Below are 13,704 nucleotides of genomic sequence, written 5' to 3'. Positions count from 1 at the left end.
GAAGGGTCGAGGCGGCGGGTTGCGGGCGAGGGCCACCGGTGCGTCTGGCGCTGCTCCCACCCGTATTGACGAAGTGTTTGGTGGCAACCGCTAACACACCGGGAGATGCGATGACAGACCTAGATGTGAAGCCGGGGACCGTCGCGGACGGAGTCCCACACGATCTCGTCCGACTGGTTCGCGAGCACAGTCGCGCCACGGTCGAGGGCGATAACCGAACCGTGCTGGACGATTTCCGGCCGGACCGCATCGGACAGCTGATTCGCATGGCCAAACTTCCGCCGAACCTGGTTTCCTCGGAACTTCTGAACATCGCCCCTGAGGGCAACGGCATCGTCGCGGCGGTGACCCGGTACATGGCGGCCGATGGGACTGGCACCGTCCTGCGCGCCCGGTGGATCGAGATCCCCAAGGGCTGGGTTGTCACCGAGGTGCGAAATCTGCCGGACACACCGCCGCAGATGGCCGATACCGGGCCGGCCGAGGACGGCTTGGATACCCCGTTCTGGGAAGGCCTGCGCGTGGGCGAGTTACGCGTGCCGCAATGCGAGGGATGCGAGAACTTCGTCTGGCCGCCGCGGCCCATTTGCCCGCGTTGTCACCGCTTCGCGCTCACCTGGACCCCAGTGGAACCAACCGGCACCATCTACTCGTGGACTAGGACCTGGCAGCCGTTCACACCGGAATTCTCGGGCCACCTGCCCTTCGTCACGGTGGTGGCCGAGTTGCCGCAGGCCGGCAATCGGCGCTTGCTCGGAGTGCTACTCGACGCCGACGGAGTTGACCCCAAGATCGGTCAAGGCGTGCGTGCAGAAATCGAGCCCCCCTGGTCGCCGGAGGGGTGGCCGGTGTTGCGTTGGCGGCTGACGTGACGAGCGCCGGCAATGGAGAACTCCGACTCGGAAGGCCTGGAAAGCGATGAGTACGAACCGGACACTGCGCGGTAAAGCTGCCGTTGTCGGCATCGGCAGTACGCCGTACCGCAAGCGGGGGGACAGCGACAAGTCTGCTCTCACGCTCATTCTCGAGGCCATTTTGGCTGCCTGCTCCGACGCCGGTGTTGATCCGCGTCAGATCGACGGGTTCGTTTCCTACGCGAATGATCGGTCCGAAGGTCCCGTCGTCGGTACTACCTTGGGCGTGAACGAGATTCGTTGGTCAACGATGGTGTGGGGTGGCGGCGGTGGGGGCGTGGCAGCCGCCGTCAACGCAGCGGCTACGGCCGTGGCCGCCGGACAAGCGGACTGCGTCGTCGTTTACCGCGGCATCACCGAGGCGGACGACGGCCGGGGCAGCTACGGCAAAGGGCATTTCCCGCCGTTGCTCAGTGCGCACGGTATTGTCGCTCCGGCGCAGGTCTGTGCGATGCGGACGCAGCGCCTATTGGAGATCGACGGGGTTCCGCCGTCGGCAATGAAGGCGCTGGTGATGGCGTCGTACCAGCATGCGCAGAACAATCCGGCAGCGGTGGCCTACGGCAAGCCCTTGGACTCCGAGACCTACGAGTCCTCACGCTGGGTTGCCGAGCCATTACATCTGTTCGACTGTTCCCGGGAAAATGACGCCGCCAGTGCGCTTCTCATTGTTTCAGCGGAGCGTGCCCGGGACTTTGCCAGCGTTCCAGCGTACGTCCTGGCCGGCGTACAGGGCGCCGGGCGCGGGTGGGGGGAGTCGATCGAGAACGAGGACAACTACACGAGCGCCGGTTTTCATCCCGCGATGGTGTCGCGGCTGTGGAATTCGGCGGAGGTGAAGGCCGGCGACGTCGACGTCGTGCAGGTCTACGAGAACTTCAGTGGACCCGCTGTGGCATCGCTGATCGATTTCGGTTTGTGTCCGGCCGGTTCGGCTGCCGGTGAGTTCATGACATTGCCCAATCTGCTGGCCGACGGCGGCAAGCTGCCGATCAACACCGCCGGCGGGAACATCGCCGAGGGTTTCGTGCACGGCATCGGCATGGCGGTCGAGGCGGTTCGACAGGTGCGCGGATCCTCACCCAACCAAGTCAAGGGCGCGGAGGTGTCGTTGTTGCTCGGTGGGCCGGTGGCACCCTTCGTCAGCGCCACCATGTTCGGTTCCGCCGCAACTTTGTGACGCGTTAGCAGAGAGGAATTGCCATGCCATCGATCGAGGTAGAGGAACCACGGCCCGGCATTCTGGTGCTGCGGCTCAATCGGCCCGAGGCGCTCAATGCCATGAATGCCGAGGTGATCGATGAACTCCACGACGTCCTGCGGGGGATCCGTGACGATGCTCGGATACGAGCGGTCGTGCTCACCGGGGCGGGTCGGGTCTTCTGTGCGGGGCTCGATCTGCGTGGCTACGGCACACCGCAGGGCGTACCCGAGGGCAGTGAGGGCCGGATACAGGCGAGCCTTCGGGTCCAGAAGCACATCGCCGAACTCAGTGAGGCGCTTCGCCGGGTGCGGGCTCCGATCATCGCCGCGGTCAATGGTGCGGCGGCTGGGGGCGGCATGGCACTGGCCTTGCTATGCGACATCCGAATTGCTGGTTCCTCCACCGTATTTCACCCTTCTTTCGTGAAACGTGGGCTGAGCAACTGCGATATCGGCGTCAGCTGGCTGCTGCCGCGGATGATCGGCTTCTCCCGAGCGGCGGATTTGCTGCTGACGGCGAAATCCGTCGATGCCGAGGAGGCGGAACAAATTGGCATCGTCTCTGCGGTGGTGCCCGACGACAAGCTGCTCGAGACGGCTCTGGACCGTGGCTCGGCGATCGCGGAGAACAGCCCCTTCGGTGTGTGGATGACCAAGGAAGTGTTGTGGGCCAATCTCGAGACCACGAGCCTGCGCGGTGGTGTGGAATTGGAGAACCGCACCCAGATTCTGGCTGCCTCGACCAAGGACCACCGCGAGGCCGTGGCCGCGTTCCTGGAGAAGCGCCCAGCGGAATACCAGAACCGATGACCGAAGCTGTATGACGCAGGACGCACGCGGCCGGCAAAGTGAGCTTGACCACGTTTACCTAATTCTATAAGGTTTGTCCAATGGCTCTGCTGCAAACCAGGGAAGGTTCCTGATGACCAAGAGCGTCACTCGGCCACCGCAACACCTCGTCACGGATTTCGACATCTACGATCCGGCCAACGCCGGGGCGGTGGACCGGTACAACGAGCTGATCGGGGACCTTGCGGCGCGGGGGCCGGTGGTCTACTCCACCGCCCATGGCGGGCACTGGATCGTGACCGGTTACGAAGAAGCGCACAGCGTTCTGCGCGACACGGCCACCTTTTCGAGCTATCCGAACAACCTGTACGACGCCGGCGACGGCAAATTCATCCCCGTCGAACTGGATCCACCGGAGCACACCGCCTACCGCCAGGTGTTACTGCCGCTGTTCAGCCCGACCCGGATGCGGGCCCTGGAGCCGGAGATCCGGACCACGGTGAACCGGTTGATCGACGGTTTCGCTGCGCGCGGTTCGGCCGAGTTCATCTCCGAGTTCGCCCACCAGCTGCCGGCCACGGTGTTCCTGAAACTGATGGGGTGGCCGGTCGAGGATGCGGAGCTGTTCAGCGAGGCCACTCACGTCAACATGTTCGGCAAGCCCGGCCTCACCGAGGAGGAAAACGTCGCCGTACGCCAGGAGGCGGCGCAACAGATGTTCGGCTACTTCGCCAACGTGGTGGCCGACCGCCGGGCCCGCAACGATCACGACGACATCACCACCCGGATCATCAACACCCCGCTGCCAACGGCCGACGGCACGCGTGCACTCACCGACGAGGAACTGTGCCGGATGTTCCTACTGCTGCTGATCGCCGGATTGCACACCGTGCAGGGCAGCTTGGCGTGGAGCGTGATGCACCTATCCGGCCGGTCCGATGAGCGGCAGCGCCTCATCGATGATCCCAACCTGTTGCCCCAAGCGGTCGAGGAGATGCTTCGGATCGAGGCGGCGGTCTCCGCGGGCCGGCGCGTCATGCGCGATGTCGAAGTCGGCGGAGTCCACATGAAGGCCGGTGATCAGCTGATCGTCAGTCTGGGCGCGGTGAACCGCGACACCCGTGAGTTCGACCAGCCCGGAGCCGTGCGCATCGACCGCAGCCCCAACCGGCACTTGGCCTTCGGCGCCGGACCCCATCGATGTATCGGTTCGCACCTGGCGCGCATCGAAATGTCGGTCACGCTTGAGGAACTACACCGCAGGATCCCCGACTACCGCGTCGAAACCACGAAGCCGACGATCTCGCAGGCCACCCAGATCCGTGGGGTGCTGCAATTGCCGATCGTGTTCACTCCGGAAGCGGTATGACGCAGGTTCCTGACCCGAGTACGACCGACCCGAATTCGATTGGGACCGGCCACCGCATCTGTCCGCTCTGCGAGGCCACCTGCGGTCTGATCTTCGAGATGCAGGGCCGCTCGGTGACCGGCGTGTGGGCCAACGACGACGACCTCTTCAGCCGTGGCCACTCCTGCGCCAAGGGGCTGGGCCTGGGCCGGGTGGAAAACGACCTAGATCGGATCCGGACCCCGTTGCTCAAGACCCCGGCCGGGGAGTTCCGGGTCGCCAGCTGGGAGGAGGCCTTCGCCGAGATCGACCGGCGGCTTCCGGCTTACGTCACCGACAATCCCGGCACCTGCGCGGTGTACCACGGCAATCCGGCCGCCCACCACCTCGACTCCACCTTCTACCTCGGCGAGTTGGTCGGCGCCCTGGGCACCCGCGCGGTGTTCTCCCCGGCCAGCATCGACACCTGGCCGAAGAACCTCGCGCACATCCTGCTTTACGGAACCGGGCTCGGTCTGACGCTGCCGGACCTCGACCGCACCGACTATCTGCTGATCCTCGGATCAAATCCGTTGGTATCCAACGGCAGTACGGTGACCGCCCCGGGCATCGCCGACCGGCTGCAGGCGTTGCGGGACCGCGGCGGCACGCTGGTGGTCGTCGACCCCGCGCGGACCCGCACCGCCGAGGCCGCCGACCTGCACGTGCCGATCCTGCCGGGCACTGACGCGCTGTTTTTGCTCGGGGTGCTGGCCGTCATCGCCGCCGAAGAGCTCAGCCGGCCGGACCGGATCCCGGACGTCGTCGACGGGGTGGGTACCGCGCTGGCACTGGCCCGCGACTTCTCTCCGGCGGCCGCTGCGGCCGCCTGCGGTATCGACGTCGAGATCATCTACCGGGTGGCGCGGGGCTTCGCCGCGGCACCGTCGGCGGTTGCGCACTCGCGCATCGGAACCTGTATGCAGGAGTTCGGCACGCTGGCCAACTGGCTGGTCGAGGTGCTGACGACGGTCACCGGAAACCTGGACCGGCCGGGTGGGGCGATGTTCGCGTTGCCACCGTGCGGCGGTCAGAACACCTGGCCGGTCACAGGGACGCCGCGGCTGACGTTCGACCGGTGGCGCTCCCGGGTGCGGGACCTGCCGGAAGCGATGGGTGAACTGCCGGCGTCGGTGTTCGCCGATGAGATCCTCACCCCGGGCGAGGGTCAGATCCGGGCGCTGATCACCATCGCCGGTAATCCGGCCCGCTCGGTACCCAACAGCGCCGCGGTCGAACGGGCACTCGCCGACGTCGAGTTCATGGTGTCGATCGACTGCTATCTCAACGAGACGACCCGCTACGCCGACGTCATCCTGCCGCCGCCACCACTGACCACCAAGGGCCACCACGACGTCACCCTGTCGCATTTCCAGATCCGCAATGTCGCCCGGTACAGCCCGCCGCTGCTGGGCCTCGCCGACGACGAAATGGCCGAATGGCAGATCATGCTGCGGCTGGCCGCCGCGGCGACCCGCACCACCGAGCTCACCATCGCCGACATGGACGACCGGGTGGCGGCCGTCGCCGTGCGGCGGGCCGCCAAACTCGCCGGCTGCGACACCGAACAGGCGCTGGCGGCAACCGCCGGCCGCACCGGACCGCTGCGCTTGCTCGACCTGCGGCTGCGCAGCGGCCCCTACGGCGACCGGTTCGGCGCCGATCCGGGTGGCCTGACGCTGGCGCTGCTCGAGGCGAATCCCAACGGCATCGACTACGGGCCGCTCAAACCCCGGCTACCCGAGGTGCTGCGCACCCCTACCGGCCGCATCGACCTGGCCCCGACCCTGATCACCGACGACCTACCGCGATTGCGCGAGCGGCTGAACCGACCGGCCGAAGGGCTGCTGCTGATCAACCGGCGCCAGACCCGCGGCATGAACTCCTGGCTGCACAACGCGCTGCCGCAACCCGACTCCGGGCAGTGCGCGCTGCTCATGCATCCCGACGATGCGCAGCAGCGCACCCTGGTCGACGGCGACCTCGTCGACGTCACGTCGCCGACGGCAACCGTACAGGCGGAGATCCGCATCGACCCGGTGGTACGGCCGGGCGTGGTGAGCATGCCGCACGGGTGGGGCCACACCGGCCCGGGTCTGGCGATCACGCAGGCCGCCGCCGCGCCGGGCACCAACTACAACGCGCTGATCGACGACACCGACGAACTCGAACCGTTGACCGGGTCGCCGATCTTCAACGGCGTTCGCGTCGAGGTCACCCGGATCGAACTCGCTTCCCGGCGCGGTCCCCGCCGCAGTGCCGCGGCAGCACTCGTCGGAAACTAGCGTTCGGCGGGAACAGGAGGAGATGGCGTGACCTACGTCGTGACGCAGAACTGCTGTAACGATGCGACGTGCGTGGCAGTCTGCCCGGTCGACTGCATTCACCCCCGGCCCGACGAGCCGGCCTACCACACCGCGGAGATGCTGTATATCGACCCGCAGACCTGCATCGACTGCGGCGCCTGCGCCGAGGTCTGCCCGGTGGACGCCATCATCCCCGAGGACGAACTCACCGCCGAAACCGCGCGCTATCTGGACCTCAACGCCGACTACTACGCCCGCGCCCCGCGGGGGACCGCACCCCAGGCGCCCTCGGCCGGCGAGCCGCCCGCCGGCGACGAACCGGCCGCGGCGCCGCTGCGGGTGGCGATCATCGGGTCGGGTCCGGCGGCCTGTTACGCCGCCGCGGATCTGTTGGCCCGTCCCGGGATCGAAGTCGAGGTAACCATGCTGGAACGGTTGCCGTTCGCCGGTGGCCTGGTGCGGTATGGCGTGGCGCCGGACCACGCCGGGACCAAACGCATCGCGCGGATGTTCGAGCGCACGATCCGTGACGACCGGGTACGGCTCTACCTCAATGTCGACGTTGGCCGCGACATGAGTGTCGACGACATCCTGGCGTATCACCACGCGGTGGTGTTCGCCACCGGAGCCGACCACGACCGGCGCCTCGACATCCCCGGCGAGCAGCTGCCGGGCAGCCACTCCGCGCGCGAGTTCGTCGCCTGGTACAACGGTCACTCGGACCATGCCGACCGCGACTTCGACCTGTCCGGCCCGCGCGCCGTCATCGTCGGCAACGGCAACGTGGCACTGGATGTCGCCCGGATACTTGCCCGGGGGGCAACCGCCCTGCGCCACACCGACATTGCCGATCACGCGCTGGCGGCGCTGGCCGACAGCGAGATCCGGGAGGTGCTCGTCCTGGGCCGTCGCGGACCGGCCGCGGCGGCCTGCACCACGCCGGAACTGCTCGGTCTGGCCGACCTCACCGGTGTCGATGTCACCGTGGCCGAAAGGGTGCCGATCGGCGATGACGCGACGGTCAAGGAACAGGTGCTGGCCGAATACGCCCAGCAGGAGCCCACGCCGGGCCGGAACCGGATTACGCTGCGGTTCCACACCACGCCAGTCGAGATCTTGGGGACCGAGCGCGTCACCGCCATCCGGGTACGCACCGCCGACGGCGGCACCGAGGACATCGAGTGCCGGCTCGTGTTGCGTTCCATCGGTTATCGCGGCACTCCCGTCGCGGATCTGCCGTTCGACGGGGCCCGCGGCACCGTCGCCAACGTCGACGGTCGCGTCGTCGCTGACCGCGTCCGCCCCGGCCGCTACGTCGCAGGCTGGATCAAGCGGGGGCCCACCGGGGTGATCGGCACCAACCAGGCCTGCGCGCAAGAGACCGTCGACGCGCTGCTCGCGGACTTCCGAGCCGGCTCACTGGTACACCCCGATGCCTACGCGGACGCCGAGCAGTTCGAGATGTTCCTCCGCGCCCGTCGGCCCGAGGCCATGACCGCGGCGGACTGGTTCGCCATCGACCGCCACGAACGCATCGAGGGCACCAGACAGGGCCGTCCCCGCGTCAAGCTCATCGATCCGCAGTCGGTGCTGTCCCCGACGCCGGCCTGATGCAAGCCGTGTTTCCCCAGCAGATTTGGAGCTATCCATGACCGGCACCGTGGTCGATGCACTGACCTACTGGGCCCGTGCCCGGCCCACCATGACCGCCATCGACTTCGCGGGGGACCAGATCACCTACGCGCAGTTGGCGGCGTGGGCCGACGCGGCGGCCCACGACCTCGCGGCCCGCGGTGTCGGGACAGGGGACCGGGTCGGCTTCCTGGGCGCCAACTCGTTGGAGTGGTGCGCCGCCGCGCTCGGTGCCTTCAAGGTCGGTGCTATCGCTGCGCCGTTCAACCCGCGCCTGACCGCCCGCGAGATCGGCGACCTGGTCGCCGATTGCGAACCCGTGGTGGTCTACGGCGACGCTGAGCTGCGCGCACGCCTGGCCGAAGTACCCGCCGGGCGACCGGATTTCACCATTCTGGGCTTCGAAGAGCACGTCCGCCCCCTGCGTGACGCGACCCCGCAACCGTTCGACTCACCGGTGGTGGACATGTCCGCACCCACCGCGATCGTGTTCACTTCCGGCACGACCGGGCGGCCCAAGGGCGTGGTCTTCACCCCGGCCACCATCGCCGGGGTGATGCGGGAATGGGAACTCGTGGAAGGCTTCCGCGCCAACGAGTTGCGGACACTGCTGGTGCTGCCGCTATTCTCGGCAGCCGGCATCATCTGGGGAATCAGCCGGATCATCCTCAACGGAGGCACGCTGTTCCTGCAGCCGCGGTTTGATCCGGCCACGGCCCTGGAGGTGCTGACCCGCGACAAGGCCAACACCTTCACCGGACCGCCGATCCTGTTCGAACAGATCGCCAGAGTCCCAGGTTTCGACGACGCCGACCTGAGCCACATGATCAGCGCCCATGTGGGCGGCGCACGGGTCCCGGTGGAGCTCCTGGCCCGCTGGACGCCGCGCGGCGTCGCGCTACGCCAGCTTTACGGGCAGACCGAAATCGGCGGCACCGCCACCGTGACGCCGCGCTGCGACGCCGCTACCAAACCCGAGAAATGCGGCTGGGGAACGATGTCCACCAAAATCCGGGTCGTCGACACGGCGGGCAACGACTGCCCGCCGAACGAACCGGGGGAGATCCTGCTGCGCGGCCCGGGCATGATGCCCGGGTACTGGCGCAACGACGACGCCACCCGGACCACGATCGTCGACGGCTGGTTGCACACCGGTGACCTCGGCGTGCTCGACGAGCACGGTTACCTGACCTTCGTCGATCGGCTCAAGGACATGATCATCTCCGGCGGGCTGAACATCTCACCGGCGGAGATCGAGAACATCATCGGCACTGTCCCCGGCGTCGAGGAGGTTGCGGTGTTCGGCGTGGACGATGACAAGTTCGGCGAAACCCCCGCCGCGGTGGTCAGGGCCGATCCGGGAGTGACCGCATTCGACGTCGTGCAGCACTGCAACCGGTTACTGGCTGACTACAAGGTGCCGCGGTATGTGGTCGTGCGCGACCAACCGTTGCCGCGGCAGGCCAGCGGCAAGATCGCCAAGCGCGATCTGCGGTCGGAATATGCCGACATCACGAGCCGATACGCGCGGGTGCGCTGACCGGAGCAATGGAGACGCTGAAGACGCGCACGCACGATGCGAGAAGGTGGCTGCGCCCGGCTCAGGAGGTCGGTTGAGCCGCCGCTCGCGCCTCGGCGAGGTAGTTGCTCGGCCAGGGCCGGCCGAGCGTGAGACCGCCGTCGACGCCCAACTCCTGTCCGGTGATGAACGACGACTGATCGGAGGCCAGGAACGCCACTGCATGCGCGACGTCGTCGCCCTCGCCGGCGCGCGGAAGCGGCTGGAACTTGTGCAGGCTATCGCGCACGGCTTCCACGCTGCGGTCCAGCTCGGCGCCGGTCAACCCGGCACCGTGCCCGACAATGCGAGTCGCCACGCCGCCGGGAACCAATGCATTGACCCGGATCATGTGTTCGGCCAGTTCAGCGGCTGCGGAGCGAGTCAGTTGCAGCGCAGCCGCCTTCGCGGCCCCGTACGGGTGCGGACCGAACCCCGTGCGCACCGCGGCAACGCTGGCGATGTTGACGATGCTGCCCGAGTGCTGATCCCGCATGACCCGCGCAGCGTGTTTGATGCCCAGAAACACGCTGCGGGCCAGCAACGCAAACACCTCATCCCACTCGGCTGCCGGGGTGTCAGGGAGGAAAGTCCAGCGGCCCACGCGACCGGCGTTGTTAACCATGCAGTCCAGCCGGCCGAACCTGTCGACCGCGAGATCGACGGCACCGGCGATGTCGGCTTCGCGGCACACATCGGTGTGCAGGTACACCGATTGCGAGCCAAGTTCGGCGGCAAGCTCTGCGCCGCGGACGTCATCGATGTCCGCGAGCACGACGCGCGCCCCGCGGGCGACCAACTCGCGCGCGGTTGCGGCGCCAATACCGCTCGCCGCTCCGGTGACAATGGCAACCTTGCCGTTGAGGTCGCCCTCGAGTCGTTCCACCGCTACCTCCTTCGATTGCCCCGGTGGAATCTATCGCAATTAGATTAATGGCGTGGGTGTGAAAGCGGAAGCGGTGGGGTCTTGGCCGGCTTTCCTGTCTAAAACCCCGCCTTGAAACCGGGGAGGTGATATGCGTCCCGCGGGGTGTCCTTGGTGAGCTTGACCACAATCGCCCTAAGGTCTTAAGGTTTATCTCCAAGGTCGGCCATCTGCTACGTATGGAAGGTTCCTGATGACCACGAGCGTTGCCCAAGCTCCCGAACACCTCGTCACCGACTTCGATTTCTATGACCCGGCTTTGGCTGGGGAAGTGGATCGGTTCAACGAGAAGATCGGCGAATTGGCCGCCAAGGGGCCGGTGGTCTATTCCACCGCCTATGGCGGGCACTGGATCGTCACCGGTTACGACGAGGCGCACACGATCCTGCGGGACCCGCAAACTTTTTCGAGTTACCCGAACAACCTGGTGAACGCCGGCGATGGCAAGTTCATCCCGCTGGAACTGGACCCGCCGGAACACACCTCGTATCGGCACGTGTTGCAGCCGCTGTTCAACCCCACCCGGATGCGCGCGCTGGAACCTGAGATCCGGGCCACGGTGAATCGGTTGATCGACGGCTTCGCTGATCGCGGTTCGGCGGAGTTCATCTCGGAGTTCGCCCACGAACTGCCCGCGGCGGTGTTCCTGACGCTGATGGGATGGCCGCTTGAGGACACGCGGTTGTTCAGCGAGGCCACCGACATCGTGGTGTTCGGCAAGCCCGGCGCCACCGAAGAGGAGAACGTCGTGGCGCGTCAGCAGGCTGCCCAGCAGATGTTCGCCTACTTCGCGGGCATCTTGGCGGATCGCCGGCAGAAGGACGATCACAACGACATCACCACTCAGATCATCAACGCTCCGTTGCAGACCGAAGATGGCCCGCGACCGCTCACTGACGAAGAGCTGTACCGGATGTTCTTCCTGCTGCTGATCGCCGGCCTGCACACCGTCCAGGGCAGCCTGGCCTGGAGTGTCATCCACCTGTCGCATCGGACCGACGAGCGCCAGCGACTCGTCGACGATCCGAGCCTGCTACCACAGGTGGTCGAGGAGATGCTTCGCATCGAGACTGCGGTGACCATGGGCCGTAAGGTGCTGCGCGACGTCGAGATCGGTGGCGTCCAGATGAAGGCGGGCGATCAGCTCGTGATCAATCTCGGCGCGGTGAACCGAGACCGCCATGAATTCGATTCCCCCGACACGGTGCGTATCGACCGTAGTCCCAACCGGCACTTGGCCTTCGGTGGAGGTCCGCACCGCTGCATCGGATCGCACCTGGCTCGCATCGAGATGTCGATCGCGCTCGAAGAGCTGCATCGCCGGATCCCCGACTACCGCGTCGACACCAGCAAACCGACTATTTCGCATGCGACTCAGATCCGCGGGGTCCTCCAACTGCCGATCCTGTTTACACCGGAGTCGGGGAAGGTGGAGTCGGTAACCAACGGCGGCAAGCTGTGAGCGGAACGGTCATCGACGCGCTCGCCTGGTGGGCGCGAACGAAACCCGATTTCGTCGCAATTGATTTCGACGGCGACGAACTCACCTACGGGGACCTGAACACCTGGGCCGACGGCGTAGCCGCGGATCTGATCAGCGTCGGGGTGACCGCGGGCGACCGAGTGTCGATCCTCGGGAGCAACAGCCTGGAATGGTGTGCGGCCGCGCTCGGTGCATTCAAGGTCGGCGCGATCGTGGCCCCGTTCAATCAGCGTATGGTCGCGCGCGAGTTGGGGGTGCTCGTCGGTGACTGTGAACCCAAAGTGGTGTTCTATGACGAGACGACCAAAGACCGCCTCGACGAAGTACACTCAGTGCAACCAACTTTCGCTGTGCGATCCCTGGACGACGAAGTCCGTCAACTGCGACGCGGCGGCCATCCGCCCAGCCCGGTCAGAGCCCCCGATCTGGACGAGGCGACGGCTATCGTCTATACCAGTGGTACCACCAGCGCACCGAAGGGCGTGGTATTCACCCACGGCACGATCGCTGGGGTGATGCACGACTTCCATCTCGTCGAGGGGGTTGAACCTGGCGGACCACGACAGCTCATGGTGTTGCCGCTGTTCGGTGCTCCCGGTCTGATCTGGGGCATTTGTCGAATTGTGCTCCACGGCGGAACTCTTCTGTTGCAGCCGGGGTTCGATCCTCGCCGCGCACTGGAGGTGCTGGCCACGAAGCGCGTCACCACGCTGATCGCGGTGCCGCTGTTGTTGGAACGGATGGCCGCGGAACCGGGGTTCGCCGCTGCTGACCTCCGTTCCATTGCCACCGCCCACGTCGGCGGTGCTCGGGTGCCGGCCGAGTTACTCAAGACATGGCATGCCAAAGGTGTCGTGTTGCGCCAACTTTATGGTCAGACGGAGATCGGCGGGACGGCGACCGTCATGCCGCGCGAGGAAGCATTGCAGTCCCCGGAAAAATGTGGATGGGGAAGCGTTTTCACCAAGATCCGGGTGGTGGACGAGAACGACGTGGACGTGCCGGCGGGGACCCCGGGCCAGATCCTGTTGCGCGGTCCGGGGATGATGCCGGGGTACTGGCGCAACGGAGTCGCCACCGAGGCCGCGCTCAAGGGCGGTTGGCTGCACACCGGTGATATCGGCGTCCTCGATGAGCGTGGCTACCTCACCTTTGTCGAACGGCAGAAGGACATGATCATCTCGGGCGGACTCAACATCGCGCCAATGGAGATCGAGATGGTGCTGCAGGACATGCCTGGTGTCGCGGAGGTCGCCGTTTTCGGGGTGAGCGACCCCAAATTCGGCGAGACGCCCGCCGCGCTGATCAACGCCGGAGCATCCGTCTCGACCGACGCCGTGGTTGATTGGTGCAATCAGCGTCTCGCCGACTTCAAGGTGCCTCGCTACGTCGTGTTCACAGAAGAGCCGCTACCAAGGTTGGCCAGCGGCAAGATCGCCAAGCGCGAACTGCGTGACACCTACGCCGACATCCCCGAGCGTCATCCCAAGGTTCGCTGACAGGGTGT

At 66.4% G+C, this 13,704-nt stretch carries 10 protein-coding genes; 9 read left to right on the top strand and 1 reads right to left on the bottom strand.

Features of this window, described 5'->3' with window-relative positions; translation table 11 throughout:
* The first annotated feature begins 110 nt into the window (after nt 1-110).
* The 7 genes from EL338_RS26600 to EL338_RS17905 all read left to right on the top strand — a co-directional run bounded on the left by EL338_RS26600 (nt 111) and on the right by EL338_RS17905 (nt 9,771).
* Nucleotides 111-872, top strand: coding sequence for a Zn-ribbon domain-containing OB-fold protein (locus EL338_RS26600; protein ID WP_126334985.1), 762 nt, complete (start codon nt 111-113; stop codon nt 870-872).
* Nucleotides 873-918: 46 nt separating this feature from the next.
* Complete coding sequence (locus EL338_RS17930; protein WP_126334984.1) at nt 919-2,094, top strand: thiolase C-terminal domain-containing protein; 1,176 nt, start codon at nt 919-921, stop codon at nt 2,092-2,094.
* Between the two features lie 23 nt (nt 2,095-2,117).
* Entirely contained in the window at nt 2,118-2,927 is an 810-nt protein-coding gene (locus EL338_RS17925) for an enoyl-CoA hydratase/isomerase family protein (protein WP_126334983.1), read from the top strand.
* Nucleotides 2,928-3,039: 112 nt separating this feature from the next.
* Nucleotides 3,040-4,275, top strand: a complete 1,236-nt coding sequence (locus tag EL338_RS17920; RefSeq protein ID WP_126334982.1) for a cytochrome P450 — start codon at nt 3,040-3,042, stop codon at nt 4,273-4,275.
* Nucleotides 4,272-6,578 carry a molybdopterin dinucleotide binding domain-containing protein gene (locus tag EL338_RS17915; protein ID WP_126334981.1) on the top strand — a complete coding sequence of 769 codons (2,307 nt, stop codon included), beginning with the start codon at nt 4,272-4,274 and terminating at the stop codon, nt 6,576-6,578. The genes EL338_RS17920 and EL338_RS17915 overlap by 4 nt, the downstream gene beginning before the upstream one ends.
* A gap of 27 nt (nt 6,579-6,605) precedes the next feature.
* Nucleotides 6,606-8,210: an FAD-dependent oxidoreductase gene (locus EL338_RS17910; RefSeq protein WP_126334980.1), complete on the top strand. Its 1,605-nt coding sequence runs from the start codon at nt 6,606-6,608 to the stop codon at nt 8,208-8,210.
* 37 nt (nt 8,211-8,247) lie between these two features.
* The gene (locus EL338_RS17905) at nt 8,248-9,771 is read left to right on the top strand and encodes a class I adenylate-forming enzyme family protein (protein ID WP_126334979.1); all 1,524 of its coding nucleotides are present in this window, start codon (nt 8,248-8,250) and stop codon (nt 9,769-9,771) included.
* Nucleotides 9,772-9,832: 61 nt separating this feature from the next.
* Here EL338_RS17905 and EL338_RS17900 read toward each other — a convergent pair whose 3' ends face one another.
* Nucleotides 9,833-10,675, bottom strand: coding sequence for a glucose 1-dehydrogenase (locus EL338_RS17900; protein ID WP_126334978.1), 843 nt, complete (start codon nt 10,673-10,675; stop codon nt 9,833-9,835).
* A gap of 232 nt (nt 10,676-10,907) precedes the next feature.
* On the opposite strand from EL338_RS17900, the gene EL338_RS17895 reads away from it, so the two are divergent.
* Entirely contained in the window at nt 10,908-12,176 is a 1,269-nt protein-coding gene (locus EL338_RS17895) for a cytochrome P450 (RefSeq protein WP_126334977.1), read from the top strand.
* On the top strand, nt 12,173-13,696 hold the full coding sequence (locus EL338_RS17890) for a class I adenylate-forming enzyme family protein (RefSeq protein WP_126334976.1): 1,524 nt from the start codon (nt 12,173-12,175) through the stop codon (nt 13,694-13,696). The genes EL338_RS17895 and EL338_RS17890 overlap by 4 nt, the downstream gene beginning before the upstream one ends.
* The last annotated feature ends 8 nt before the right edge of the window (nt 13,697-13,704 follow it).

This window comes from Mycolicibacterium chitae, assembly GCF_900637205.1.
GTDB classification, from domain to species: domain Bacteria; phylum Actinomycetota; class Actinomycetes; order Mycobacteriales; family Mycobacteriaceae; genus Mycobacterium; species Mycobacterium chitae.
Note: the sequence above shows the minus strand (reverse complement) of the source record. Positions and strands in the feature narration are given on the sequence as shown.